This is a genomic window from Streptomyces sp. NPDC046977, assembly GCF_040644455.1.
In the GTDB taxonomy this organism is placed as follows: Bacteria; Actinomycetota; Actinomycetes; order Streptomycetales; family Streptomycetaceae; genus Actinacidiphila.
This window is the reverse complement of sequence record NZ_JBEYWO010000008.1, coordinates 286,090-310,923: the sequence shown is the minus strand read 5'-3', so window position 1 is coordinate 310,923 and position 24,834 is coordinate 286,090. Positions and strand designations below refer to the sequence as shown.

Genomic DNA, 24,834 nt, shown 5'->3' with positions numbered 1-24,834 from the left:
CGCGCTGGTCACCCCGGCCTTCACCGACGCCCATGTGCACACCACCGCGACCGGTCTCGCCCTCACCGGCCTGGACCTCGCCGCTCCTCCCCCGACCGGGGAGGCCGCCCTTTCGCACGCCTGGGGGCCCGCTGGGGCCCCTTCGAGGGCCCGGCGACCGCCCGGGGCCCCGGCGGGCCTCGAAGGGTCCTCCAGGGCCCTGCCGGTCAGCTCGCGGCGGGCAGCTCGACCTTGGCGCCGAGCTTCTCCAGCTTCTCCATGAAGTTCTCGTAGCCGCGGTTGATCAGGTCGATGCCGTGCACCCGCGAGGTGCCCTGCGCCGCCAGGGCGGCGATCAGGTACGAGAAGCCGCCGCGCAGGTCCGGGATGACCAGGTCGGAGCCCTGGAGTCGCGTGGGGCCGCTGACGACCGCGGAGTGCAGGAAGTTGCGCTGGCCGAAGCGGCAGGGAGTGCCGCCCAGGCACTCGCGGTAGAGCTGGATGTGGGCACCCATCTGGTTGAGCGCCGAGGTGAAGCCGAGCCGGGACTCATAGACCGTCTCGTGGACGATGGACAGGCCGGAGGCCTGCGTCAGCGCCACGACCAGCGGCTGCTGCCAGTCGGTCTGGAAGCCGGGGTGGACGTCGGTCTCCAGCGCGATGGCGTTCAGCGGGCCGCCGGGGTGCCAGAAGCGGATGCCGTGGTCGTCGACCTCGAAGGCGCCGCCGACCTTGCGGAAGACGTTGAGGAAGGTCATCATCTCGCGCTGGCTGGCGCCGCGGACGTAGATGTTGCCCTCGGTGGCCAGGGCCGCGCAGGCCCAGGAGGCGGCCTCCAGCCGGTCCGGCAGGGCGCGGTGGTTGTAGCCGCCGAGCTTGTCCACGCCGGTGATGTGGATGCTGCGGTTGGTGCCCATCGTGATGATGGCGCCCATCTTCTGCAGGACGCAGATGAGGTCCTCGATCTCCGGCTCGATCGCGGCGTTGCTCAGCTCGGTGACGCCCTCGGCCAGGACGGCCGTCAGCAGCACCTGCTCGGTCGCGCCGACCGACGGGTACGGGAGCTCGATCTTGCAGCCGCGCAGCCGCTGCGGGGCCTCCAGGTACTGGCCCTCGGGGCGCTTCTCGATGACGGCGCCGAACTTGCGCAGCACGTCGAAGTGGAAGTCGATCGGCCGGCCGCCGATGTCGCAGCCGCCCAGGCCCGGGATGAAGGCATGCCCCAGACGGTGCAGCAGCGGGCCGCAGAAGAGGATCGGGATGCGTGAGGAGCCCGCGTGCGCGTCGATGTCGGCGACGTTGGCGCTCTCCACCTTCGACGGGTCGAGCACCAGCTCGCCGGACTCCTCGCCCTCCTGCACCGTCACGCCGTGCAGCTGCAGCAGGCCCCGCACCACGCGCACGTCCCGGATGGCGGGCACATTGCGCAGCCGGCTCGGCTCGCTGCCGAGCAGGGCGGCCACCATGGCCTTCGGCACGAGGTTCTTCGCGCCGCGCACATGGATTTCACCCTCCAGCGGGGTGCCGCCGTGGACGAGCAGTACATCGTTAAGGCCGGTCATTGCTCTCGCGTTCCTGGAGAGGGGCAGAAATGAGGCGGGGTCCCCGCAGGCACCGGAGGGAAATGGTAATCGGCCTTCCGTGCCCGCGGTCAGGGCTGTGAGGTCCTACTCATGTAATGGCTTCGCTACAGCACCCTGCGCGGTCGCGCGGTGCCGGAGGGTTGCCGCCACGGCTGTCCCGGGCGTCCCGGGAGTACCTGATGCGTCGCATTGCCACCCCGCGCGGAGGGGTAATGCGGGATTATGTTGACCATGACCGAAGTGTCATCGCTCACCGGCAGGCTCCTCGTCGCGACGCCCGCCCTCGCGGACCCCAATTTCGACCGGGCGGTGGTGCTGCTCCTCGACCACGACGAGGAGGGCTCCTTGGGTGTGGTCCTCAACCGTCCCACACCGGTCGGTGTCGGTGACGTCCTGGAGCCGTGGGCGAACCTCGCCGGCTCCCCGCAGGTGGTCTTCCAGGGGGGCCCGGTCTCCCTGGACTCGGCGCTCGGTCTGGCGGTCGTCCCCGGGGAGCCCCGGGACGGCGAGGACGGGGAGCCGCTGGGCTGGCGCCGGGTGTTCGGCGCGATCGGCCTGGTGGACCTGGAGGCGCCGCCGGAGCTGCTGGCGGCCGAGCTGGGCTCGTTGCGGATCTTCGCCGGGTACGCCGGATGGGGGCCCGGCCAGCTGGAGGACGAGCTCGTCGAGGGCGCCTGGTACGTGGTGGAGTCCGAGCCGGGGGACGTGTTCTCGCCCGACCCGGAGCAGCTGTGGCGGTCGGTGCTGCGGCGGCAGCGCAGCGAACTCGCGATGGTCGCCACGTACCCGGACGATCCGTCTCTCAATTAGGCTTGCGTGCCATGAGCACTCTTGAGCCCGAGCGCGGGGCGGGCACCGGCACCCTCGTCGAGCCGACCCCGCAGGTGTCGAACGGCGATGGCGACCACGAGCGCTTCGCGCACTATGTGCAGAAGGACAAGATCATGGAGAGCGCGCTCTCCGGATCTCCGGTGGTCGCGCTGTGCGGCAAGGTCTGGGTGCCCGGCCGCGACCCCAAGAAGTACCCGGTCTGCCCCATGTGCAAGGAGATCTTCGAGTCCATGCCCGCCGGTGGCGGCGGCGACAAGGACAAGAGCGGCAAGAAGTAGCCGCTGCGGGCCCGGACAGGCGCGGCCGCCGGACAGGGCGGTCGCGCCTTTTGCGCTGCCCGGTGTGCGGGCGTGCCGACGGGGGCGGGCGGGCGGCGCCGGGCGCGGGCGGCGGCGGGGCGCCAAGATGGCGTGAATGGTCTATGCCAATCTCGTCCCGCCCGGCAGGATGGGCGCCATGGATCTCATCCCGGCGCCCGTGGAGGCGCACCGGCACGCCGACATCGGCCACTTCGAACTGCGTCCCGGCACGGCGCTGTCCGCGGGCCCCGGGGCGGAGCCGGCCGCCCGCTGGCTGCGGTCCGTCCTCGGCGCGGCCACCGGCTTCGCGCTGCTGCCCGGCGACAGCGCGGGCGACGGATCGATCACCCTGCGGCTGGACCCCGAGGTCACCGCGGAACTCGGTGCCGAGGGCTACCGGCTGTCGGTGGCCCCCGGGCAGGGCGTCCGCATCGACGGCGGAGGGCCCGCGGGACTTTTCTGGGGCGCGCAGACGCTGCGTCAGCTGCTGGGGGCCGAGGCGTACCGCCGGGCGCCGCTGCCGGGCCGCTCGTGGCGCCTGCCGTACTGCGACATCGCCGACGCCCCCCGCTTCGCGTGGCGCGGGGTACTGCTGGACGTCGCACGGCACTTCATGCCCAAGGACGTCGTCCTGCGCTACGTCGACCTGCTCGCGTCGCACAAACTCAACGTTCTGCACCTGCATCTGACGGACGACCAGGGCTGGCGGGTGGAGATCCGCCGCCACCCGCGGCTCACCGAGGTCGGCTCCTGGCGCACCCGCACCAAGGTGGGCCTGCGCGAGTCGCCGCTGTGGGACGAGCGCCCGCACGGCGGTCACTACACCCACGACGACATCCGCGAGATCGTCGCGTACGCCGCCGAGCGGCACGTCACCGTCGTCCCCGAGATCGACATCCCCGGGCACTCGCAGGCCGCCATCGCCGCCTACCCCGAACTCGGCGTCACCGACGTGGTCGACACCACCGCCCTTGAGGTGCTGACCGGTTGGGGCATCAACCCCAACGTCCTGGCACCGGTCGAGAGCACCCTGCGCTTCTACGAGGACGTGCTGACCGAGGTCCTGGCGCTCTTCCCGTCGACCTTCGTGCACCTCGGCGGCGACGAGTGCCCCAAGGACCAGTGGAAGGCGTCGGCCGTGGTCCAGGCCCGCATCAAGGAGCTGGGCCTGCGCGACGAGGACGAGCTCCAGAGCTGGTTCGTGCGGCACTTCGACCGCTGGCTGGCCGACCGGGGCCGGCGCCTCATCGGCTGGGACGAGATCCTGGAAGGCGGTGCCGGACGCGGCAAGGAACGCCCGCAGGGCGAGCGGGTGCCCGGGGACGAGACGACCGCGTACGGCCTCACGCCGGGCGCGGCGGTGTCCTCCTGGCGCGGTTACGAGGGCGGCATCGCGGCCGCCCGGGCGGGCCACGACGTCGTGATGTGCCCGGAGTCACAGGTCTACCTGGACTGGCGGCAGGCCCCCGGCGACGACGAGCCGGTGCCGATCGCGCACGTGCGGACCCTGGAGGACGTCTACCGGTTCGAGCCGGTGCCGGACAGCCTGGGCCCGCGCGAGGCGGCCCGTGTCATCGGCGCGCAGGCCAACATCTGGACCGAGACGATGGACACGGTGCGGGCCGTGGACTACATGGCCTTCCCGAGGCTGGCCGCGTTCGCGGAGACCGCGTGGAGCCCGCTGCCGGCGCCGGCCGAACGCGACGTCGAGGGCTTCCTCGCGCGAATGGCCACCCACTACGGGCGACTTGACGCACTGGGGGTCGAATACCGGCCGCCGGGCGGCCCGCTGCCGTGGCAGCGGCGTCCCGGAGTCGTCGGACGCCCGATCGAGGGCCCGCCCCCGATCGTGTGAGCCCTGCCACAACCCGCGGCCCCGGCACGGCCGGGGCTGGCAGGGTGGATGGGGCGAACGACCAAACGGTCAAACACCGCAAGAGGCGCGAAGGATGGCATTTCTTACACTTGCACCATTTCGCCCCGCCGACTGGAGAAAGGTGCAAAGCGGTCGGATGTCCATCCGGAGGGCGGGCTTCCCTTTGCGACCCTCGCGTTGATCACCCCGGAAGATGTGCCAGAGTTGCCACGTCCGGGCTGTCAGCACGTACCGTACGGCTACCGCACCGCGGACAGCCGGGGAAGGGGCAGCTGCGTGAGCACGTACGCACGGCAGGCAACGCGCGATGTCGCATTGCCGTCCTCGCTCGACGAGGCCGTGGCGGCCTTGGCCGCCACGCCCGCAGCCGTGCCCGTCGCCGGAGGCACCGACCTCATGGCGGCCGTGAACGCCGGGCTGCTGCGCCCCGCGGGACTCGTCGGCCTCGGCCGGATCAGCGAGATCCGCGGCTGGCAGTACGCGGACGGGGCCGCGCTCCTCGGCGCCGGCCTGACCCACGCCCGCATGGGCCGCCCGGACTTCGCCGCGCTCATCCCCGCCCTGGCCGCCGCCGCCCGCGCGGCCGGACCCCCGCAGATCCGCAACGCCGGCACGCTCGGCGGCAACATCGCCGGCGCCGCGCCCACCGGCGACTCGCTGCCCGTGCTCGCCGCCCTGGAGGCCTCGGTCGTCGTCGCCGGGCCCGAGGGCAACCGCGAACTGCCCGTCAGCCACCTGCTCACCGGCATGGACCCGCTGCGGCCCGGCGAGCTCCTGGCGTACGTGCGGGTCCCGCTGCTGCACGCGCCGCAGACCTTCCTCAAGGCCACCGGCCGCACCGGGCCCGGCCGTGCGATCGCCTCCGTCGCCCTCGTCCTCGACCCGGCACGCCGGGGCGTACGCTGCGCGGTGGGAGCCGTCGCACCAGTGCCGCTGCGGCCGCTCGAGGCCGAACGCTGGGTCGCCGGACTGATCGACTGGGACGGCGAGCGGACACTGGCACCCGAGGCCCTCACGGCCTTCGGCGAGTACGTCGCCGCCGCCTGCATCCCCGACCCCCTGCCGGCCCCGGACGGCACACCGGCCCCCGAACTGCCCGCCGCGGCCGTGCAGCTGCGGCGTACGGTGGCCGCACTGGCCCGCCGCGCGCTGGGGAGGGCACTGGCATGAGCGACGACATGTACGACGACAGGACATCGGACGGGCGTATGACCGACCAGCCCCCCATGGGGACTCCCGGCCCGGAGGCCGGGGGATTCGCCCCCGGGCACGGGGTGTGGCAGCCCGTGCCCCACGGCGAGTACGACTCCGACCAGACCATGCACGTGTCCTTCGCCGCGCAGCTGTCCATGACCGAGCCCGGCGCCGACCCGCTCGCCGCCCCCGGCCACGGATACGCCCCGCAGCCCCCGCAGGGCCCCCCGGACATCCCGCTCACCGTCGGCACCGCGGCGCCCGCCGGCCCGGCGCGGGGCGAGGACCCGGCGACCACCTGGGCCATCCCCGTCGTCCGCGACGAACGGCCGGAGCACCCCGGCGACCCGGGGGACTCGGGCGAGTACTCGGTGGGGGCCTTCGCGTCCGCGCCCGATCCCGCCCCGTGGGCGGCCGGCGCCGGCCGGCAGGCACCGCCCCCGGCACCGCCCCCGGCGCCACCCTCCGAGGGATGGTCGCTGCCGCCCGACGCCACCGGCCAGTGGAAGCTGCCCATCACCCCGGACGGCACCGCGGAGGAGTCCGGCGAGTACCGGCTGCCGGACTCCGCACCCCTGCCGCCCGAGGTCGCGGAGCCCGTACCGGCCCCCCACGACGGTCCCGCGGACCCGGGCGCCGACGCCGGCGCCGCCGGGGACGAGGACGCGTCCGCCGAACAGGCCGGCGCCGACGAGCCCGAGGACCCGCACAGCGAACACCCGCTGGCCTCCTACGTCCTCAACGTCAACGGCACCGACCGCCCCGTCACCGACGCGTGGCTCGGCGAGTCCCTGCTCTACGTCCTGCGCGAGCGGCTGGGCCTGGCCGGCGCCAAGGACGGCTGCGAGCAGGGCGAGTGCGGTGCCTGCTCGGTCAAGGTCGACGGCCGGCTCGTCGCCTCCTGCCTGGTGCCCGCCGCGACCGCCGCGGGCTCCGACGTCCGCACGGTCGAGGGGCTGTCCACCGACGGCCGGCCCTCGGACGTGCAGCGGGCGCTCGCCGAGTGCGGGGCCGTGCAGTGCGGTTTCTGCATCCCGGGCCTGGCGATGACCGTGCACGACCTGCTGGAGGGCAACCACCACCCCAGCGAGCTGGAGACCCGGCAGGCCATCAGCGGCAACCTCTGCCGCTGCAGCGGCTACCACGGTGTCCTGGAGGCCGTCCGCACGGTCGTCGCCGAGCGCGAGGAGGCCGCGGAGGCGGCCGACGGCGCCGACGGCGAACCGGCCGCGGAGGCCGCCCGCGTCCCGCACCCGCGCCCCTCCACCGGAGGCCCGGCGTGACCCCGCAACTCCACCGCACCCCGCACCCCCTCACCCCTCGCGGCAGCGAAAGGTACGCGCGATGACGGGCCCCGACGCCGCGACGGCCACTCCGGCCATGAGCACCCCGGCGGAAGCCGCCGAGACGCCGCCCGCCGACGCGCACCGTCTGGGCATCGGCACCTCGCTGCCCGCCGCCGACGCGGCCGCCAAGGCCCAGGGCACCTACCCCTACGCCGCCGACCTGTGGGCCGAGGGCCTGCTGTGGGCGGCCGTGCTGCGCTCCCCGCACCCGCACGCGCGCATCGTCTCCATCGACACCGCCGAAGCCGTCGCGATGCCCGGCGTACGGGCCGTGGTGACCCACGAGGACGTGCCCGGCGACGCCATGCACGGCCGCCGCGTCGCCGACCGCCCGGTCTTCGCCAAGGACACCGTCCGGCACCACGGCGAGGCCATCGCCGCCGTGGCCGCCGACCACCCCGACACCGCCCGGCTGGCCGCCGCCGCCATCCAGGTCGAGTACGAGGTGCTGGAACCCGTCATCGACCCCGAACGGGCCTTCTCCGCACCCCCGCTGCACCCCGACGGCAACCTGATCCGGCACATCCCGCTGCAGTTCGGCGACCCGGACGCGGTCGGCGAGGTCGTCGTCGAGGGCCTGTACCGGGTGGGCCGCCAGGACCCCGCCCCCATCGGCGCCGAGGCCGGCCTCGCCGTGCCCCGCCCCGACGGCGGCGTCGAGCTCTACGTCGCCTCCACCGACCCGCACACCGACCGCGACCTGGCCGCCGCCTGCTTCGGCCTGGAGCAGGACCGCGTCAAGGTCGTCGTCACCGGCGTGCCCGGCGCGATGGGCGACCGCGAGGACTCCGGCGTGCAGATCCCGCTCGGGCTGCTCGCGCTGAGGACCGGCTGCCCGGTGAAGTTCGTGGCCACCCGCGAGGAGTCCTTCCTCAGCCACAGCCACCGCCACCCCACGCTGCTGCGCTACCGCCACCACGCCGACGCCGAGGGCCGGCTGGTCAAGGTCGAGGCCCAGGTGCTGCTGGACGCGGGCGCCTACGCCGACACCTCGTCCGACGCGCTGGCCGCCGCCGTGGCCTTCGCCGCGGGCCCGTACGTCGTCCCGCACGTCTTCGTCGAGGGCTGGGCGGTGCGCACCAACAACCCGCCCTCCGGCCACGTCCGGGGCGAGGGCGCGATGCAGGTCTGCGCGGCCTACGAGGGCCAGATGGACAAGCTCGCCGCCAGACTCGGCCTGGACCCGGCCGAGATCCGGATGCGCAACGTCATGGCCACCGGCGACCTGCTGCCCACCGGGCAGTCCGTCACCTGCCCCGCGCCCGTCGGCGAACTGCTGAAGGCCGTGCGCGACGCCGACCTGCCGCCGCTGCCCGTGGACGACGACGAGTCCGAATGGCTGCTCCCCGGCGGCCTGGAGGGCGCCGGCGAACCGGGCGCCGTGCGCCGCGGCGTGGGCTACGCGCTCGGCATGGTGCACATGCTCGGCGCCGAGGGCACCGACGAGGTCTCCACCGCCACCGTGCGCGTCCACGACGGCGCCGCCACCGTCATCTGCGCCGCCGTCGACACCGGCCAGGGCTTCGCCACCCTCGCCCGGCAGATCGTGCAGGAGGTCCTCGGCATCGAGGACGTCCGCGTCCTGCCCTCCGACACCGACCAGCCCCCGGCGGGCGCCGCCGCGCGCGGCCGCCACACCTGGGTCTCCGGCGGCGCCGTCGAACGGGCCGCCAAGATGGTGCGCACCCAGCTTCTCCAGCCGCTCGCCGGGAAGTTCGGCATGTCCGCCGAACTGCTCACCATCGCCGACGGCAAGATCACCAGCTACGACGGGGTGCTCTCCACCACCGTCGAGGAGGAGCTGGCCGGCAAGGAGCTGTGGGCCACCGCGCAGTGCCGTCCGCACCCCACCGACCGGCTCGACGAGACCGGCCAGGGCGACGCCTTCGTGGGCCTGGCGTTCTGCGCCGTGCGCGCGGTGGTCGACGTCGACATCGAACTCGGCGCGGTCCGGGTCGTGGAGATGGCCGTCGCACAGGACGTCGGCCGCGTCCTCAACCCCGCGCAGCTGCGGGCCCGTATCGAGGCGGGCGTCACCCAGGGCGTCGGCATGGCCCTCATGGAGGACCTGCGCGCCCCGCGCGGCGTCGTCAAGCGGCCCAACCTCACCGGCTACGCCCTGCCCACGGCGCTCGACGCCCCCGCGGTGCGCATCGTCCGCCTCGTCGAGGAGCGCGACGTCCTGGCCCCCTTCGGCGCCAAGGCCGCCAGCGCCGCCCCCGTCGTCGTCTCCCCGGCCGCCGTCGCCGCCGCCGTCCGCGCCGCCACCGGCCGCCCGGTCAGCCGCCTGCCGATCCGCCCCCAGCACGCGGTGGTCCGCCCCCAGGCGTGAGCCACGGGACCCGCCCGGCGGTTCACCCGCCGGGCGCGGTCGGGTTCAGCGGGCCGCGGCGCTCACGGCGTCCGCGGCGGTGGTGTCGGCCGCCGGCTGACCGGCGGGGCGGCGGAGCAGGTCCAGCCAGAGCACGAGGCCGATCACCGGGGGTATCCAGGCGAGCAGCCACAGCCGCTCCGTCTGGTCGGCCACCGGGTGGGCCACGGCCGCGCCCAGCCCCGTGACCAGGAGCACCAGGCAGAGCCAGGTGATCACGGGCGTCCCGCGGCGGATCAGCGCCCAGGCGGCGAGCGCCGTGCACGCCAGGAAGAGCGGGTCCAGCGCCTGCGTCACGACCCAATGAGGCCAGTACCGCATGTTGAGGTCGAGCAGTTGGGCCCACGGGTCGGGGACGGCGGGCAGCAGGAAGTGGTCGGTGAACGTGTCCTGCAACGTCTCGCCGGTGCTCGGCAGCGACCACAGCCTGATCACGACGGCGTTGGCGGCGGTGACCGCGAAGGACAGCCCCGCGAGCAGGAGCACGCCGCGCCCGCGCACCCGGCTGAACACGAACATGGCGATCGCGGCCGCCACGAATCCCGCGCCGAGCAGCAGCGCGGTGGAGTACTTGACGAGGGACAGCAGCGCGAAGGAGCCCAGAAGGACGGCCGCACCGGCGCCCGTGCGCCCCTTCACCAGCCACCACGCGGCCAGGACGGCGGCCAGGGCGCAGTCGTTGACCAGCCCCTCCGACAGCGGCCGCATGCTCCAGTAGGCGATCGGGCAGGCCAGGTAGAGGATCTGCCCGGCCAGGGCCGCCGCTCGCGACGCCCCGATCGCGCGGAGCAGGAAGAGGACCAGGAAGGAGCCGGCCAGCGTGATGGCGAGATCGGTCAGCCACATGCCCGGCATCACGCCGAGGACCGCGACGGCCGGTGCGACCACCAGCGGGTAACCGGGCCGGGTGTCGAAGATCCGGTCGTACTCCGGGGCCGCCGGTTCCAGCCCTTGGGCGTAGCGGGTCAGGCAGGTCCGGTACTGCTGCGGCTGCCGCGGAGGCAGGGTGTAGCGCGCCGGATTCACGTCGTCGAGCCGCTGTGCCCGGTTGGTGGTGTTGGCGCAGTAGGCCTTCAGCGCCTCGGCCTGGGCGTCCGCCCGGGAGTCGCCCAGCAGGTGGAGTGCGCTGCGCGCGTAACGGTAGGAGTCGTTGCTGAAGCTGACTCCGGAGTAGCCGGCTGCCTGCAACAGGGAGAACAGGACGGCGACCACCAGGGGGGCCACCCAGCGGCCATGGCGGGCCGGAGGCGTGTCCGTGTGGCGGGAGCCGGTTCGACGCTGTGCGGGGAGCGCGCCTGGACGCAGCTCTTCGGATATGGACACGTGAACCCTTCGCTACGACCGACTTGGGGATGGTACACATGTCAAGCGAATGAATTCGCGACATCTCCGGGATGAACAGCCGGGCGACCTGGACGGTTCCGCCCGCCGTGTCGTGCCGTGCCGGTACGGCGGAAGGGCCCGGTGCGCTCCCTGGGGAGCGGACCGGGCCCTTCGTCGGAGGCCGTGGCGGGAATCGAACCCACGTCACTCGATTTGCAGTCGAGCCCCTGAACCACTCGGGCACACGGCCGGGCGTTGTCGACGTGGTTCGACCATAGGCGGCCCCGCCCGGGACGGGTCAACGGATCGGGCGGGGCCGCAACAGGACTGCCATACGCCGTTCATGAGGGCCCGGGAGCCGACCCGCCCATGAGGAATTCCTCCACCACCGGGCGGAACAGCGCGGGTTCGTCGACCCAGGGGTAGTGGCCGACGGCGTGCAGGGGCCGCAGGCGGGCGTGCGGGAAGGAGTCCGCGACGGCCTCGCCCGCCCGCATGCCGGTGACCGCGTCGCGGTCGCCGGTGACAACGAGGACGGGGCAGGTCACCTCGCGCAGCCGGTCCAGGAGGGCCTGCCGGGCCTGCTCGTCGACGCCCTGCCAGAAGCCGGCGCGGGGGACCGGGTGCGTCTGGGTGCCCTCGCCGGCGGCGTGGGCGCGCTGGGGGGCGTCCCAGCGGCCGTACGCCATGGGGGCCACCAGAAGCAGCAGTTCGCGGACCCGGTCCAGGTCGTCGGCGCTCTCCAGCTCGCCCAGCGCCGCGACGGCCTCGGGCCACCAGGGCTCGCCCGCCCTGCCCTCGAAGATCACGCGGGCGTCGTCGGGGCGGACGCCCTGCAACCGCGAGCCGGGCGCGACCAGGATCAGGTGGGTCAGCCGGCCCCCGTACTCGGCGGCGTACGCCTGCGCGGTCGCGGCGGCGGCGTCGTGCGCGAGCAGGGCGAACCGCTCCAGGCCCAGATGGCGGCGCAGCGCCTCCACGTCCTGCGCGAGCCGCGGGAAGGAGTACGCCAGCGGGTCGGCGGCCGGCGCGGTGTCCCCGGTGCCGCGGCTGTCCGGCACGACGAGGCGCCTGACCGTGTCCAGCCCGGCCAGGTCGCCCAGGTACGCGGCGTCGCGGCCGGGCCCGCCGGCGAGCGCGAGGAGCACCGGGCCCTCCCCTTGGTCGCGGTAGGCGATCTCGGTTCCGTCGTACGAAGTGCAGTGCGGCATGGCCTACGCCTTCCCGGCCCGGCGCGGTCCATCTCCGGCCCTGGGCCGAAAGGCCGACCCCGTTGTTCATGGACGCCAGGGGCGAAAGCCGCCTACGCCCCTTACCCTGTCCGGGTGACGACCGCCGAAGCCGAGCCGATTCCCGGCAATTCAGACAGACCTCTCCTCCTTGGGCCGGACCCCGGTACCGACACCGTCCTGGGCAGCCGCTACCGCGCGCTGACCCTCGCCATGGTCTCGGTCGTCCTGCTCATCGCGTTCGAGGCCACCGCCGTCGGCACCGCCATGCCGGTCGCCGCGCGCGAACTCCACGGACTGCCGCTGTACGCCTTCGCCTTCTCCGGGTACTTCACGACCTCGCTGTTCGCCATGGTCGTCAGCGGCCAGTGGTCGGACCGCAGCGGCCCGCTCGCGCCGCTCGTCACCGGCATCGGCGCCTTCGCCGCCGGCCTGCTGATCTCCGGCGCCGCCCAGTCGATGTGGCTGTTCGTCCTCGGCCGCGCCGTCCAGGGGATCGGCGGCGGACTCGTCATCGTCGCCCTGTACGTCGTCGTGAGCCTGGCCTACCCCGAACGGCTGCGGCCCGCCGTCATGGCCGGCTTCGCCGCGTCCTGGGTGGTGCCCTCCATCGTCGGCCCGCTCGTGGCGGGCACGGTCACCGAGCAGTTCGGCTGGCGCTGGGTCTTCCTCGCCATCCCGGTCCTGATCGTGCCCCCGCTGCTCATCGGCCTGCCCGCGATGCGCCGGATGCCCGTCCAGCCGCCCCCGGACGACCGCCGCGCACCCGACGGCCGCCGCATCCGGCTCGCCCTGGCGGTCTCCGCCGGCGCCGGGCTGCTGCAGTACGCCGGACAGGACCTGCGGCCGCTGTCCCTGGTCCTCGCGGCGGCCGGCGCGGCCCTCATCGTCCCCGCGGCCCTCGGACTGCTGCCGCGCGGCACGTTCCGCGCGGCGCGCGGACTGCCCTCGGTGGTCCTGCTGCGCGGGGTCGCCTCGGGCACCTTCCTCGGCGCCGAGACCTTCGTGCCGCTCATGCTCGTCACGCAACGGCACCTGTCGCCGACCCTCGCCGGACTCTCCCTCGCCTCCGGCGGCATCACCTGGGGCATCGGCTCCTGGATCCAGGGCCGCCCCCGCCTCGAACCGCACCGGGACCGCATGGTCGTCATCGGCATGTTCCTCATGGCCGCCGCCACGGCCGGCGTCGCCCTGCCGCTGATCGGCGCCGCCCCGGTCTGGAGCTCCGCCGCCGCGTGGGCCGTGGGCGGCCTGGGAGCGGGCCTGGTCATCTCCTCCCTGAGCGTCATCCTCTTCAAGCTCTCGCCGCCCTCCGAGGCCGGCGCCAACTCCGCCGCGCTCCAGGTCTCCGACGCGCTGGCCAGCGTCGTCCTGGTCGCCGCCGCGGGCACCACGTTCGCCGCCCTGGGCGGCGCGCGGGGCGCCTTCGCCGCCGTCTTCCTGCCCTTGGGCGTGCTCGGCCTCGCGGGCGTCGCCGTGGCGGCACGGCTCCGTCCGAAATCGGGGTGAGCCGAACCCGCCGGGCGGCTACCGTCGCGGTGTGAAAGAGCTGACCCTCGTCTTCACCGACGCCGAGTGGGAGTCCCTCGACGACCTGGCCGACGCGCACGGCGTCACGGTCGCCGAACTCGTGCGCACGGCCGTACGCGCCTACCAGGGGGCCGACGCGGCCCCGGTCACGGCGTCCGGGGAAGCGCTCGCGGACGCCCACGCGGATCTGCTGCGCAGGCTCGGGGAGTGAGTGTGCGCCATCTCACTGTGGCCGAGGTCACGGAGCTCGCCCGACTCGCGTGCGGTGGCCTGCCGCCGGCCGTGCGCGAGCCGGGCCTGTTCGCGTCGGCCGTCCACCGGCCGCGCGCCCGTATGTTCGGCGTGGCCGCGTACCCGGACCTCTACGCGTGCGCGGGCGCCCTGCTGCACGGCATCGCCGCCAACCACCCGCTCGTGGACGGCAACAAGCGGACCGCGTGGCTGGCGGCGGCGGTGTTCCTCGACATCAACGGGGTCGACCTGCGGTCGGCTGACCAGGATGGGGCCTACGATCTTGTGATTGCGGTGGCGTCGGGGGCGGTTGCGGAGCCGGGTGCGATCGGTGAGGCCCTGCGGGGCTTGGCGGCTCGTTAGGTTTTTCCCCCGCCCTCCCGCCCGAGTGCCCGGCGCGGTAAGTGCGGGCCCTGCGCTGCGTGCGTTGTGGGGGTCGGCGCCGCTCCGGAGTCCGTCCTCGGCGCTCGCGGTCTACGCCAACGTGCTGCGCACCGCAGTCTCCGCTCGTCGCCTGCGGGCGGACCCCGGCGCACCCCCTCCCGGGGCCGGTGGGGCGACTGACGGCCGGTGGGGTGTCTGTTGGCGGTGACGGCGGAGCATGTCGTTGGCGCTGCGCCTACGGGTGCCCGAGCACGGTGCCGTCCATACCCCCCACCGGGGATCAGGCGCGAAAGCTCACGGAGGGGGCGGGGCTGGAGGGGTGGCGTTCTGGACTGTGGAGCATATTTGGGTGCGTGACCCGGGGCACGCAGCCGACAGTGCCTGAGGCACCTAAATGTGCTGTCCAGAATGGCAGCCCCGGAAGGCCCGTACCCGGCCCCCTACAACTTGCGTCGGGGTGCGTGACTTCACAGGGCACACGGGCGGGAGGGCGGGGGAAAAACCCTGGACGCCGCCCACGGGTAGGCTGTGACGGCCCCCCGCCCCCCGACCGTCACCCGGAGACCGTGACTACCACCGCCCCGCACAGCGCCAGCGCCTCGCACCACCTCTCGCCCGCCTTTCCCGGTCGCGCCCCCTGGGGCACCGCCGGCAAGCTGCGTGCCTGGCAGCAGGGCGCGCTCGAGCGGTACATCGAAACGCAGCCGCGTGACTTCCTGGCGGTCGCGACCCCGGGCGCGGGCAAGACGACCTTCGCGCTCACCCTGGCCTCGTACCTGCTCCACAACCACCTGGTGCAGCAGATCACCGTGGTCGCCCCCACCGAGCACCTGAAGAAGCAGTGGGCGGAGGCGGCCGCGCGGATAGGCATCAAGCTGGACCCGGAGTACAGCGCGGGCCCGGTGGGGCGGGACTACCACGGCGTGGCGGTGACCTACGCGGGTGTGGGCGTGCGCCCGATGCTGCACCGCAACCGGTGCGAGCAGCGCAAGACCCTGGTGATCCTGGACGAGATCCACCACGCGGGCGACAGCAAGTCGTGGGGCGAGGCGTGCCAGGAGGCGTTCGAGCCGGCGACCCGCCGGCTTGCGCTGACCGGTACGCCGTTCCGTTCGGACACCAATCCCATTCCGTTCGTGACGTACGAGGAGGGCAACGACGGCATCCGCCGTTCGTCGGCCGACTACACGTACGGCTACGGGAACGCGCTCGCGGACGGCGTCGTCCGCCCTGTGATCTTCCTCTCCTACAGCGGCAACATGCGCTGGCGGACGAAGGCGGGCGACGAGATCGCGGCGCGTCTGGGCGAGCCGATGACGAGGGACGCGATCGGGCAGGCCTGGCGTACCGCGCTGGCTCCGACGGGTGACTGGATCCCCAATGTGCTGCGCGCCGCGGACACCCGGCTGACGGAGGTCCGCAAGTCGATCCCGGACGCGGGTGCGCTGGTGATCGCCACGGACCAGGAGTCGGCGCGGGCGTACGCGAAGTTGATCCGCGAGATCACCGGGCACAAGGCGACCCTGGTGCTGTCGGACGACGCGAACGCCTCGTCCCGCATCGAGGAGTTCAGCGCGAGCGAGGACCGCTGGATGGTGGCGGTCCGCATGGTGTCGGAGGGCGTCGACGTGCCGCGTCTGGCGGTGGGCGTGTACGCCACGACGATCTCGACGCCGTTGTTCTTCGCGCAGGCCGTGGGCCGTTTCGTGCGGTCGCGGCGCCGTGGTGAGACCGCGTCGGTGTTCGTGCCGACCATTCCGATGCTGCTGGACTTCGCCAATGAGATGGAGGTCGAGCGCGACCACGTCCTGGACCGGCCGAAGAAGGAGGGCGAGGAGGACCCGTACGCGGAGTCCGAGAAGGAGCTCGCCGAGGCCGAGAAGGAGCAGGACGAGGACACCGGCGAGCAGGACATGCTGCCGTTCGAGGCGCTGGAGTCGGACGCGGTCTTCGACCGGGTGCTGTACGACGGCGCCGAGTTCGGCATGCAGGCGCATCCGGGCAGCGAGGAGGAGCAGGACTACCTGGGCATTCCGGGCCTGTTGGAGCCGGACCAGGTGCAGATGCTGCTGCAGCGGCGCCAGGCGCGGCAGATCGCGCACAGCCGCAAGAAGCCGGACGCGGAGGCGGATCTGCTGGAACTGCCCGCCGAGCGGCGCCCGGTGGTCAGCCACAAGGAGATGCTGGAGCTCCGCAAGCGGCTCAACACCCTTGTGTCGGCGTACAACCACCAGAGCGGCAAGCCCCACGGGGTGATCCACAACGAGCTGCGCCGGGTGTGCGGCGGCCCGCCGAGCGCGGAGGCGACGGCGGGGCAGCTCAACGAGCGCATCAAGAAGGTCCAGGAGTGGGCCACCCGGATGCGCTGACCTGCCGGTGACGGGTTGTCAGGTGTGCTGTGAATCTTGCGGTGTGACGCGTCGTTGGCGGAAGGATTTGCGTTCGACGGGTCGGCACGCCCCGTCGCATGACCGGATTGTGGACGAAGTCTTCCGCTGAGCGGTACGCATCGCTACCGTTCCGGTCACCCAACGCGCCGTGGCCCGCAGCCTCGGGGCGCAGCCGGTACCGCCAGACCGACCGGTGGCTTCTCCGCGCCCTGCCGTGGGACCGGCATGCTCCCCGCCGTGAGAGAAGTGCCACCACTCACGAGAAGGGGGCGTCAGTGACCGCGGAGACGTCTCAGACGCTCGACCGGGGCCTGCGGGTCCTGAAGCTGCTGGCCGACACCGACCACGGGCTCACCGTCACCGAGCTCGCCATGAAGCTGGGCGTCAACCGCACGGTCGTCTACCGCCTGCTGGCCACGTTGGAGCAGCACTCGCTGGTCCGCCGCGACCTCGGCGGCCGCGCCCGGGTCGGCCTCGGTGTGCTGCGCCTGGCGCACCAGGTGCATCCGCTGCTGCGCGAGGCCGCGCTCCCCGCACTGCGCTCCCTGGCCGAGGACATCGGCGCCACGGCCCACCTCACCCTGGTCGACGGCACCGAGGCCCTGGCCGTCGCGGTCGTCGAGCCCAGCTGGACCGACTACCACGTCGCCTACCGCACCGGATTCCGGCACTCCCTGGACCGCGGTGCCGCGGGCCGCGCGATCCTCGCCGGGCGCAACACACAGCCGTACGAGCCCGACCCGCGCTGCGCGGAGGGGCCCGGCTACGTCCTGACCCACGGCGAGCTGGAGGCCGGCGCGAGCGGCGCGGCGGCCCCGCTGGTGGGCGTACCCGGGATAGAGGGGAGCGTCGGGGTGGTCATGCTCGCCGACTCGGTGCCCGAGCGGGTGGGGCCGCGGGTGGTGGAGGCGGCGGTGGAGGTCGCGGACGCCCTGCGGTAGCGGGTGCGGGGGAGGCCCGTGGCGCGTCCCACCCGGCGCGGTGAACTACATTCACCCCATGCCCTTCGCCACCGCCCGCAGCCGGACCCTCGCCGTGTGCGCGGCCCTCGTCGTCGCCCTGCTGGCGGTCGCCGCGTTCGCGCCCCTGCCGATCTCGATCGTCGTGCCCGGGCTGACGGCCGACGTGCTCGGCAGCGACCAGGGCCAGCCGGTGATCACCGTCAGCGGTACCCCGACGCGGGACACCTCCGGCCAGCTGCGGATGACGACGATCGCCGCGACGAACCCGGACGCCGTGGTGCGGTTCGGTGATGTGCTGAAGGCGTGGTTCGCCACCGACCAGGCGGCGATGCCGCGGGACGCGGTCTACCCGACCGGTGGCAGCGTCAAGGAGATCGAGAAGCACAACCAGGCGGAGATGACCGAGTCGCAGGACGCCGCGACCACTGCCGCCCTGGCGCACCTCGGGCTGTCGCCCTCCAAGGTGAAGGTCGGCCTCCACCTCGCGGACGTCGGCGGGCCGAGCGCCGGGCTGATGTTCAGCCTGGGCATCATCGACAAGATCAACGGCAACGGCCACGGCGGAGACCTCACCGGGGGCCGCCGGATCGCCGGTACGGGGACGATCACGCCGGGCGGCCAGGTCGGCGCGGTCGGCGGTGTCCCGCTCAAGGAGCGGGCCGCCCGGCGCGACGGGGCGACGGTCTTCCTCGTGCCGAAGGGCGAGTGCACCGACGCCAGGGCCGAACTCCCCCAGGGGATGCGCCTGGTGCCGGTGACCACGCTCGACGGCGCGATCGACGCCCTCAAGGCGCTGGAGAGCGGCGGCAAGGTCCCCAGCTGCTAGATCGTGCTACGGCTGGGGGTGCTCCCTGGCGCGGTGCATCGCGAGGCGGAGGGTCGTCCCGTGGTCGGCGTGGTCGGGCTCCGCGGACGATGCGGCAACCCCCTCGGGCCGAACGCCGGCGGCGTACCGTGCCTGGGGCGCCTCCCTGTGACGACCCGGCCCAGGCGGCAGCCCTACGTGCGGCGGGCGTCCATCGTGCGCCAGGTGGGGAAGACCAGCGGGCACAGTGTCGCCGCGAAGTAGACCGCGCCGACGGCGAGCAGTGCCGCCGGCAGTCCCACGCCGTCCACCAGGAAGCCCGCCGCGAGGCCGCCCATCGGGGTGGTGAGCAGGACGCCGGCGCCCAGGGTGCCCAGGGTGCGGGTGCGCAGTTCGTCGGGGATGTGCTCGAACGTCACCGTGGACAGGATCGGGTTGAGCGCCCCCGCCGCCAGGCCGCCGATCAGCATCGTGGCGGCAAGGGCGCCCCAGCCGGGCACCCAGGCGGCGACCAGGAACCGCGGCGCCCCGCACAGCAGGAAGCACACGGTGTAGACCGGCCACCGGGGCAGCCGGTGGCCGAGCGCGCCGTACGCCAGCGCCCCGGCGAGGGCGCCGGCGCCGAAGAGGCCGGAGAGCAGGCCGAGTTGGACCGAGCCGCCGAGTTCCCGTTCGGCGTGCACGGGCAGCAGCACCGAACTCCAGCCCACGTCGAGGCCGTTGGTGACCATGACCATCAGCGTGATGGCGAGCAGCAGCCGGCTGCGGACGAGGAAGACCAGGCCCTCGCGCAGTTCGGCCCGGTAGGTGCGCAGGGAGGCCGGTGCCGCGTCCCGGGCCGGTTCGGCGCCGCGCAGTCCGCGGATGCCGAAGGCGATCAGCAGTGCGGAGACTCCAAAGGTCGCCGCGTCCACCAGCAGCACCGCCTCCGCGCCCAGGACGGCGATGAGCACCCCGCCGAGCGAGGCGCCCAGCATGCGTGCCCCGCGTGAGGCGCCGTCGAAGTAGCCCGCGGCGCGCCCCAGCGGTGTCCCGGCGCGTTCGGCGAGCACGGGCAGCAGCACGTCGCGGGCGGTCTCGCCGGGGGCGTGGAAGAGCCCGCTGACCGCCATGAGCGCGCACAACTGCCAGAAGCGCAGCACCCCGGCGAAGTGCAGCAGCGGGATGGCGGCCACGGCGACCCCGCACACCGCGTCGGAGACCACCGACGTCCTGCGCCGTCCGAAGCGGTCGATGACCGGTCCGCCGCCGAGCGCGGAGATGACGACCGGCAGGGTCCCGCAGAAGGCCGCCAGTCCCGCACGGGCGGCGCTGCCGGTGGTCTGCAGCACGAACCACGGGACGGCGAGCACGGTGAGCGCGTTGCCGCTGATCGACACGACGTTGGCGGCCAGTACGAGCCGCAGCGGCCGCGGATCGGGTGCGGGCCCGGTGGCCCGTTCGGTGCCGTCGGATATGCCGGTTCCGGTGTCCATGCGGGTCCCCCGTGGTCGGTGCGGTCAGTCCGCGGCGCGCGGAAAGGCGTGCAGGTGGACGTGGACGAGCGCGGCGTCGCCGCCGTCGTCGTCGGGCCGTTCGGTGTCCGTGTCGCGGTAGCGCTCCACCACGGCGTGCAGTTCGGCCCGCAGGGCGCGGGCCTGCGCGGGCGTGAGCCGCAGGGCGAAGTCGCTGAGGTCGAAGGCCTCGCGCCACTGCGGCGGCCAGTCGCCCAGGGTGTCGAGCCACGTCGTGAGTTCCTCGGCGTGGGCCGCGGCGACCTCCCGGCCGAACAGGCCGATGGCGGCGCGCACATCGGGGTCCTCGTGGGCGAGGAAGCCCGCCGCGTTGAAGCGGGTGCCGCTGTGCGCGGCCTTCCACCAGCGTTCGCGGGCGGTGCCGCGCCCGGGGTCCTCCTCGACGAATCCGTACGTCGCCAGCTGCCGCAGGTGGTAGCTGGTGGCGCCGCTGGACTCGCCGAGCCGGGCCGCGAGCCCGGAGGCGGTGGCGGGTCCGTACTCGCGCAGGGCGGCGAGCAGCCGGATGCGCAGCGGGTGCGCGAGCCCGCGCAGGGTGCGCGGGTCGAGGCTGACGACGCGGGGGCCGGGGGCGTCGGCGGTGGGTTCGTCGGGCACGCGTCCACCGTAGAGGGTGCAAAGAGTTCTTTGCAACGACTTCTTTGCGCCGCCCTGCCACTGGGGCCGCTCAGCCCTCCGTGATGAAGCCCTCCTTCACCAGCCACTCCTTGGCGACCTGGCGCGGGTCCTCGCCCTCCACGTCGACCTTGGCGTTGAGTTCGCGTCCCACGGCCGTGGTGAGCCTGCGCGAGACCGGGTCCAGCAGGTCCCGGATCGCCGGCCAGCGCTTCAGGGCCTTGCTGTTGACGACGGGCGCGGCGTCGTAGTTGGGGAAGAAGTGCTTGTCGTCCTCCATGACCTCCAGGTGCAGGGAGGCGATCCGGCCGTCCGTCGTGTAGACCTCGCCGAGCAGGCAGGAACCCGGCTTCGGGATCTGGGTGTAGATGACGCCGGTGTCCATCTTGCGGATGTGGGAGGCGGGCAGGTTCATGCCGTACGCCTTCACCATGCCGGGCAGCCCGTCGTCGCGGGAGGCGAACTCGTTCTCCACGCACAAGGTGACGGCCGACGGCTTCCGGTGCGAGAGCGCGGCGACGTCGGACAGGGTCCGCAGGCCGTAGGGGCGGTTCTTCGCCCGGGTGGTGGCGAGCGCGTAGGTGTTGTCGAGGGTGGACGGCGGCAGCCAGGTGATGCCGTTCCTCAGGTCGGCGTCGTGGACGGCCTGCCATTGCGCCCGAGGGTCGGTGATCGGCTTGTCGTTGCCGAGGTAGGTGATCCACGCGGTGCCGGTGTACTCGTACATGGCGTCCGCGTCGCCGGACCGGACGGCCTCGCGGGCCCCGATCGAGCCCTGGATGTTCGTCCGGTCCCGTACGTCGGCGCCCGCGGCTTTGAAGACCAGCCCGATCATCGAGCCGAGGATGATCTGCTCGCTGAAGCTCTTGGACGTCACCGTCAGCGACGCGCCCTTCAGCGGCAGGCCCCGCCCGAGGCTGCCGGGACGGACGTCGTCGGCCAGCGGGCTGCCGCTCTTGAGCCCGCAGCCCGGCGCCGCGGCCAGCAGCGCCGCGCAGGAGGCCAGGGCCACGGCGGTGCGCCGGCGGCTCATGTCTCCTCCAGGCCGCGCGGGCGCATCATCTGCTCGGCCAGCGAGGCGAGCCAGTCCACCAGCAGCGCCAGCACCACGGTCAGCACCGAGCCCAGGATCAGCACCGGCATGCGCTGGGTGACGATGCCGGTGGTGATGATGTCGCCCAGACCCCCGCCGCCGACGAAGGTGGCCAGCGTCGCCGTGCCTACGTTCAGCACCAGCGCCGTGCGCACCCCGGCGAGGATCAGCGGTACGGCCAGCGGCAGTTCGACCCGCGACAAGGTGCCCAGTGCCGACATCCCGATGCCGCGCGAGGCCTCGACGAGCGTCGGGTCGATCGCTCTGAGCCCCGCCATGGTGTTGGACAGCACCGGCAGCACGGCGTAGACGACCATGCCCACCAGGGCCGTGCGCGGCCCGATGCCGAGCCAGATCACCAGCAGCGCCAGCATCCCGATGGCCGGGGTCGCCTGCCCGATGTTGGCGACCGCCGTCACGACGGGCGCCGCGGCCCGCAGCCCGCGCCGGGTCAGGGCGGTGCCCAGCGGGATCGCGATGACCAGCACCCAGAAGGTGGAGTACGCGGTGAGCTCGACGTGCTGCCACAGCCGCACCCGGACGGTGTCGCCCGCCAGGGCGTTCGCGGCGATGGAGTCGAGGTGCACCGATGTGATCCACACATAGGTGGCGACGAGGACGGCGGCCAGCACGGCGGGGGTGATCACCAGGTGCCGCCAGGTGGGCCACCGCCCGGGCGGGGCGCCGGGCGCGGACGGCTCCGCTGATTCCCCTGGTCCCCCTTCTCCGGGGGTTCCGCCGTCCCCCGGGGCGGGCGGGGGGCCGGCGTCCGCGGCGCCCCTGCGGCCCGTCATGCGCGCGCCCCCGGTTCGTGGTCGGCGCCCTCCTGCTCCGCCCGGGTCTGCGGGGCCCGCAGCTCCTCCAGGTCGTGCCGGTGCTCCAGCGCCGCCAGCCGGTCGGCCTCCAGCATCTCGTGGACGGAGTTGAGCAGCGTCTCCATGTCCACCACGCCGGTGAACTCCCCGCGCCGGCCGGTGACCGCGACCCGGCCGCTGCTGTCGGTCAGCACCGCCTCCAGGGCGTCCCGCAGTGTCGCGTCCCGGGTGACCGTGTCGCCCACGAGCGTTCCCGCACGTGCGAGGGAGCCCTTGGCCCGCATGAGGTCGCCGCGCCGCAGCCACTTGTAGGGGCGGCCCTTGCGGTCCAGCAGCAGCAGTTCGTTGGTCAGGCTCGACGCCCGCAGCCGGTCGAAGATCGACTGCAGCGGGTCGTCCACGCTCACCGTCGGGAAGTCGGCGACGCCCACGTCGCGGACCCGGGTGAGGTTGAGCCGCTTCAGGGCCGCGCCCGCGCCGACGAAACCGGAGACGAAGTCGTCGGCCGGGTTGGTCAGGATCGCCTCCGGGGTGTCGAACTGGGCGATGTGGGAGCGTTCGCGCAGCACCGCGATGCGGTCGCCGAGCTTGATGGCCTCGTCGAAGTCGTGGGTGACGAAGACGATGGTCTTGTGCAGTTCGTGCTGGAGCCGGATCAGCTCGTCCTGGAGGTGGTCGCGGGTGATCGGGTCGACCGCGCCGAACGGCTCGTCCATCAGCAGCACCGGCGGGTCGGCCGCCAGCGCCCGCGCCACGCCCACCCGCTGCTGCTGGCCGCCCGACAGCTGGCGGGGGTAGCGGCCCCGGAACTCGCGGGGGTCCAGGCCCACCAGGTCCAGCATCTCCGCGACCCGGTCCCGCACCCGCGCCCGGGACCAGCCCACCATCCGGGGGACGAGGGCGATGTTCTCCGCGACCGTCATGTGCGGGAAGAGCCCGGAGGACTGGATCGCGTAGCCGATCTTGCGGCGCAGCTTCACCGGGTCCATGTCGGTCACGTCCTCGCCGCCGATGCGGATGCGCCCCGAGGTCGGCTCGATCAGCCGGTTGATCATCTTCAGGGTGGTGGACTTGCCGCAGCCGGACGGCCCGACGAAGATCACCGTCTCGCCCGCCTTGATCTCCATGGACACGCTGTCCACGGCCGGTTCCGCGCTGCCCGGGTAGCGCTTGGTCAGCTGCTCCAGCTCGATGGTCGCGCCCGCCGCCTCAGCCACGGATCCCCCTCGGGATGGTCAGCCGCCCGATCAGCACATAGGCGGCGTCGAAGAGCAGCGCGAGGACGACGATGCCGATCGTTCCGGCCAGCACCTGGTTGAGGGCGTTGGCGCTGCCCAGCGAGGCGATGCCGCGGAAGATCTCGTTGCCCAGGCCCGGACCCGAGGCGTACGCGGCGATCGCGGCGATGCCCATCAGCATCTGCGTCGCCACCCGGATGCCGGTCAGGATCGGCGGCCACGCCAGCGGCAGTTCCACCCGGGCCAGCGCCGCGGGGCGCGACATGCCGATCCCGCGGGCGGCGTCCACCAGGGCCGGGTCGACCCCGCGCAGGCCCACGATCGTGTTGCGGACCACCGGCAGCAGCCCGTACAGCGTCAGCGCGGTGACCGTCGGGGGGACGCCGAGGCCCAGCCAGGGGATCAGCAGACCGATCAGCGCCAGGGAGGGAATGGTGAGGATCGTCGCGGTGGAGGTGACGGCCAGGCCCGCGGTCCAGCCGCGGCGGTAGCTGAGCACGCCCACCGCCACCCCGATCGCGGTGGCCAGCACCATGCACTGGAAGACCAGGCTGGCCTGCTGGTAGGCGTCGGCCAGCAGTTGCTCGCGGCGGCTGGTGAGGTACGCCCAGAAGCTCATCCGGCCTCACCACCTGCCTGCCTCGCCCGCCGCCGGCGGCGCCGGTCACGGTTCCGCGTCCCGTGCCGCCTGCTCGACCAGCGGAATGATCCGGAGCGGGACCGGATTCTCCATGACGATCGCCGTGGCGGCCCGCACGATGCCATCAAAACCCACAACCCGGTCGATCACACGTTGGAGATCGGCGTTGGACCGGGCGACCAGGCGGCAGAGCATGTCCCCCTGGCCGGTCGTGGTGTGCAGCTCCAGCACCTCCGGCACCGCCCTCAAGTGGGCGCGCACATCGGGGCCTTGGCCCTGCTTGATCTCCAGCGTCGCGAACGCCGTCACCGGATAGCCGAGCGCCGCCGGGTCCACCTGCGGGCCGAAGCCCCGGATCACCCCATTGGCCTGAAGCCGGTCCAGCCGCGCCTGCACGGTGCCGCGGGCCACGCCGAGCCGCCGGGAGGCCTCCAGTACCCCGATCCGCGGCTCCCGCGCGAGGAGCGCGATCAGCCGGCCGTCCAGTCGGTCGATGCCCATGGTGTCCCGCCGCCCTCGTGTGGTCGCCGTTGTGACAGTGGTCACTCTGTGCAGAATGCCGCCCGTTATGCCCGAACCGCTGTAC

The 24,834-nt window shown here is 73.4% G+C and carries 22 protein-coding genes and 1 tRNA gene; 12 read left to right on the top strand and 11 right to left on the bottom strand.

The window, feature by feature from the left end:
* Positions 1 to 206: 206 nt before the first annotated feature.
* Positions 207 to 1,541: a UDP-N-acetylglucosamine 1-carboxyvinyltransferase gene (murA, locus tag ABZ883_RS15620; protein WP_360906150.1), complete on the bottom strand. Its 1,335-nt coding sequence runs from the start codon at positions 1,539 to 1,541 to the stop codon at positions 207 to 209.
* Between the two features lie 252 nt (positions 1,542 to 1,793).
* On the opposite strand from murA, the gene ABZ883_RS15615 reads away from it, so the two are divergent.
* The 6 genes from ABZ883_RS15615 to ABZ883_RS15590 all read left to right on the top strand — a co-directional run bounded on the left by ABZ883_RS15615 (position 1,794) and on the right by ABZ883_RS15590 (position 9,440).
* Positions 1,794 to 2,372 (top strand): YqgE/AlgH family protein, encoded by a 579-nt coding sequence (locus ABZ883_RS15615; protein ID WP_319664520.1) that lies wholly within the window; start codon positions 1,794 to 1,796, stop codon positions 2,370 to 2,372.
* An 11-nt stretch (positions 2,373 to 2,383) separates the two neighbouring features.
* Positions 2,384 to 2,671, top strand: a complete 288-nt coding sequence (locus ABZ883_RS15610) for a DUF3039 domain-containing protein (RefSeq protein WP_360906149.1) — start codon at positions 2,384 to 2,386, stop codon at positions 2,669 to 2,671.
* Between the two features lie 178 nt (positions 2,672 to 2,849).
* Positions 2,850 to 4,547 carry a beta-N-acetylhexosaminidase gene (locus ABZ883_RS15605; protein WP_360906148.1) on the top strand — a complete coding sequence of 566 codons (1,698 nt, stop codon included), beginning with the start codon at positions 2,850 to 2,852 and terminating at the stop codon, positions 4,545 to 4,547.
* A gap of 297 nt (positions 4,548 to 4,844) precedes the next feature.
* On the top strand, positions 4,845 to 5,738 hold the full coding sequence (locus ABZ883_RS15600; RefSeq protein ID WP_360906147.1) for an FAD binding domain-containing protein: 894 nt from the start codon (positions 4,845 to 4,847) through the stop codon (positions 5,736 to 5,738).
* A gap of 56 nt (positions 5,739 to 5,794) precedes the next feature.
* A complete protein-coding gene (locus tag ABZ883_RS15595) occupies positions 5,795 to 7,045 on the top strand; it encodes a 2Fe-2S iron-sulfur cluster-binding protein (protein WP_360906168.1) in 1,251 nt (416 codons plus the stop codon).
* A 97-nt stretch (positions 7,046 to 7,142) separates the two neighbouring features.
* Positions 7,143 to 9,440 (top strand): molybdopterin cofactor-binding domain-containing protein, encoded by a 2,298-nt coding sequence (locus ABZ883_RS15590; protein WP_360906167.1) that lies wholly within the window; start codon positions 7,143 to 7,145, stop codon positions 9,438 to 9,440.
* A gap of 45 nt (positions 9,441 to 9,485) precedes the next feature.
* Here the strand turns inward: ABZ883_RS15590 and ABZ883_RS15585 are convergent, their stop codons facing one another.
* The 3 genes from ABZ883_RS15585 to ABZ883_RS15575 form a co-directional block, all read right to left on the bottom strand.
* On the bottom strand, positions 9,486 to 10,703 hold the full coding sequence (locus ABZ883_RS15585; protein WP_360906146.1) for a hypothetical protein: 1,218 nt from the start codon (positions 10,701 to 10,703) through the stop codon (positions 9,486 to 9,488).
* A 277-nt stretch (positions 10,704 to 10,980) separates the two neighbouring features.
* Positions 10,981 to 11,052, bottom strand: a tRNA-Cys gene (locus ABZ883_RS15580).
* 91 nt (positions 11,053 to 11,143) lie between these two features.
* Positions 11,144 to 12,013, bottom strand: coding sequence for an alpha/beta hydrolase (locus ABZ883_RS15575; RefSeq protein WP_360906145.1), 870 nt, complete (start codon positions 12,011 to 12,013; stop codon positions 11,144 to 11,146).
* A 198-nt stretch (positions 12,014 to 12,211) separates the two neighbouring features.
* Here ABZ883_RS15575 and ABZ883_RS15570 point away from each other — a divergent pair, with 198 nt between their 5' ends.
* From ABZ883_RS15570 to ABZ883_RS15545, 6 genes are all read left to right on the top strand, one after another.
* Positions 12,212 to 13,540 carry an MFS transporter gene (locus ABZ883_RS15570; protein ID WP_360906166.1) on the top strand — a complete coding sequence of 443 codons (1,329 nt, stop codon included), beginning with the start codon at positions 12,212 to 12,214 and terminating at the stop codon, positions 13,538 to 13,540.
* Positions 13,541 to 13,571: 31 nt separating this feature from the next.
* Positions 13,572 to 13,772 (top strand): hypothetical protein, encoded by a 201-nt coding sequence (locus ABZ883_RS15565; protein WP_360906144.1) that lies wholly within the window; start codon positions 13,572 to 13,574, stop codon positions 13,770 to 13,772.
* 17 nt (positions 13,773 to 13,789) lie between these two features.
* The gene (locus ABZ883_RS15560) at positions 13,790 to 14,155 is read left to right on the top strand and encodes a Fic family protein (protein WP_360906143.1); all 366 of its coding nucleotides are present in this window, start codon (positions 13,790 to 13,792) and stop codon (positions 14,153 to 14,155) included.
* A gap of 587 nt (positions 14,156 to 14,742) precedes the next feature.
* Positions 14,743 to 16,545 carry a DEAD/DEAH box helicase gene (locus ABZ883_RS15555; protein WP_360906142.1) on the top strand — a complete coding sequence of 601 codons (1,803 nt, stop codon included), beginning with the start codon at positions 14,743 to 14,745 and terminating at the stop codon, positions 16,543 to 16,545.
* Between the two features lie 296 nt (positions 16,546 to 16,841).
* The gene (locus tag ABZ883_RS15550) at positions 16,842 to 17,507 is read left to right on the top strand and encodes a helix-turn-helix domain-containing protein (RefSeq protein WP_360906141.1); all 666 of its coding nucleotides are present in this window, start codon (positions 16,842 to 16,844) and stop codon (positions 17,505 to 17,507) included.
* Positions 17,508 to 17,565: 58 nt separating this feature from the next.
* Positions 17,566 to 18,354 carry a S16 family serine protease gene (locus ABZ883_RS15545; protein ID WP_360906140.1) on the top strand — a complete coding sequence of 263 codons (789 nt, stop codon included), beginning with the start codon at positions 17,566 to 17,568 and terminating at the stop codon, positions 18,352 to 18,354.
* 173 nt (positions 18,355 to 18,527) lie between these two features.
* Here the strand turns inward: ABZ883_RS15545 and ABZ883_RS15540 are convergent, their stop codons facing one another.
* From ABZ883_RS15540 to ABZ883_RS15510, 7 genes are all read right to left on the bottom strand, one after another.
* Complete coding sequence (locus ABZ883_RS15540; protein WP_360906139.1) at positions 18,528 to 19,808, bottom strand: MFS transporter; 1,281 nt, start codon at positions 19,806 to 19,808, stop codon at positions 18,528 to 18,530.
* Between the two features lie 24 nt (positions 19,809 to 19,832).
* On the bottom strand, positions 19,833 to 20,444 hold the full coding sequence (locus ABZ883_RS15535; protein WP_360906138.1) for a winged helix-turn-helix domain-containing protein: 612 nt from the start codon (positions 20,442 to 20,444) through the stop codon (positions 19,833 to 19,835).
* Between the two features lie 70 nt (positions 20,445 to 20,514).
* Positions 20,515 to 21,495 carry a glycine betaine ABC transporter substrate-binding protein gene (locus ABZ883_RS15530; protein WP_360906137.1) on the bottom strand — a complete coding sequence of 327 codons (981 nt, stop codon included), beginning with the start codon at positions 21,493 to 21,495 and terminating at the stop codon, positions 20,515 to 20,517.
* Complete coding sequence (locus ABZ883_RS15525; protein ID WP_360906136.1) at positions 21,492 to 22,349, bottom strand: ABC transporter permease; 858 nt, start codon at positions 22,347 to 22,349, stop codon at positions 21,492 to 21,494. The genes ABZ883_RS15530 and ABZ883_RS15525 overlap by 4 nt, the downstream gene beginning before the upstream one ends.
* Positions 22,346 to 23,587 carry a betaine/proline/choline family ABC transporter ATP-binding protein gene (locus tag ABZ883_RS15520; protein ID WP_360906135.1) on the bottom strand — a complete coding sequence of 414 codons (1,242 nt, stop codon included), beginning with the start codon at positions 23,585 to 23,587 and terminating at the stop codon, positions 22,346 to 22,348. The genes ABZ883_RS15525 and ABZ883_RS15520 overlap by 4 nt, the downstream gene beginning before the upstream one ends.
* Positions 23,580 to 24,227, bottom strand: coding sequence for an ABC transporter permease (locus ABZ883_RS15515; protein WP_360906134.1), 648 nt, complete (start codon positions 24,225 to 24,227; stop codon positions 23,580 to 23,582). The genes ABZ883_RS15520 and ABZ883_RS15515 overlap by 8 nt, the downstream gene beginning before the upstream one ends.
* Positions 24,228 to 24,272: 45 nt before the next feature.
* The gene (locus ABZ883_RS15510) at positions 24,273 to 24,749 is read right to left on the bottom strand and encodes an Lrp/AsnC family transcriptional regulator (protein WP_360906165.1); all 477 of its coding nucleotides are present in this window, start codon (positions 24,747 to 24,749) and stop codon (positions 24,273 to 24,275) included.
* Between the last annotated feature and the right edge of the window lie 85 nt (positions 24,750 to 24,834).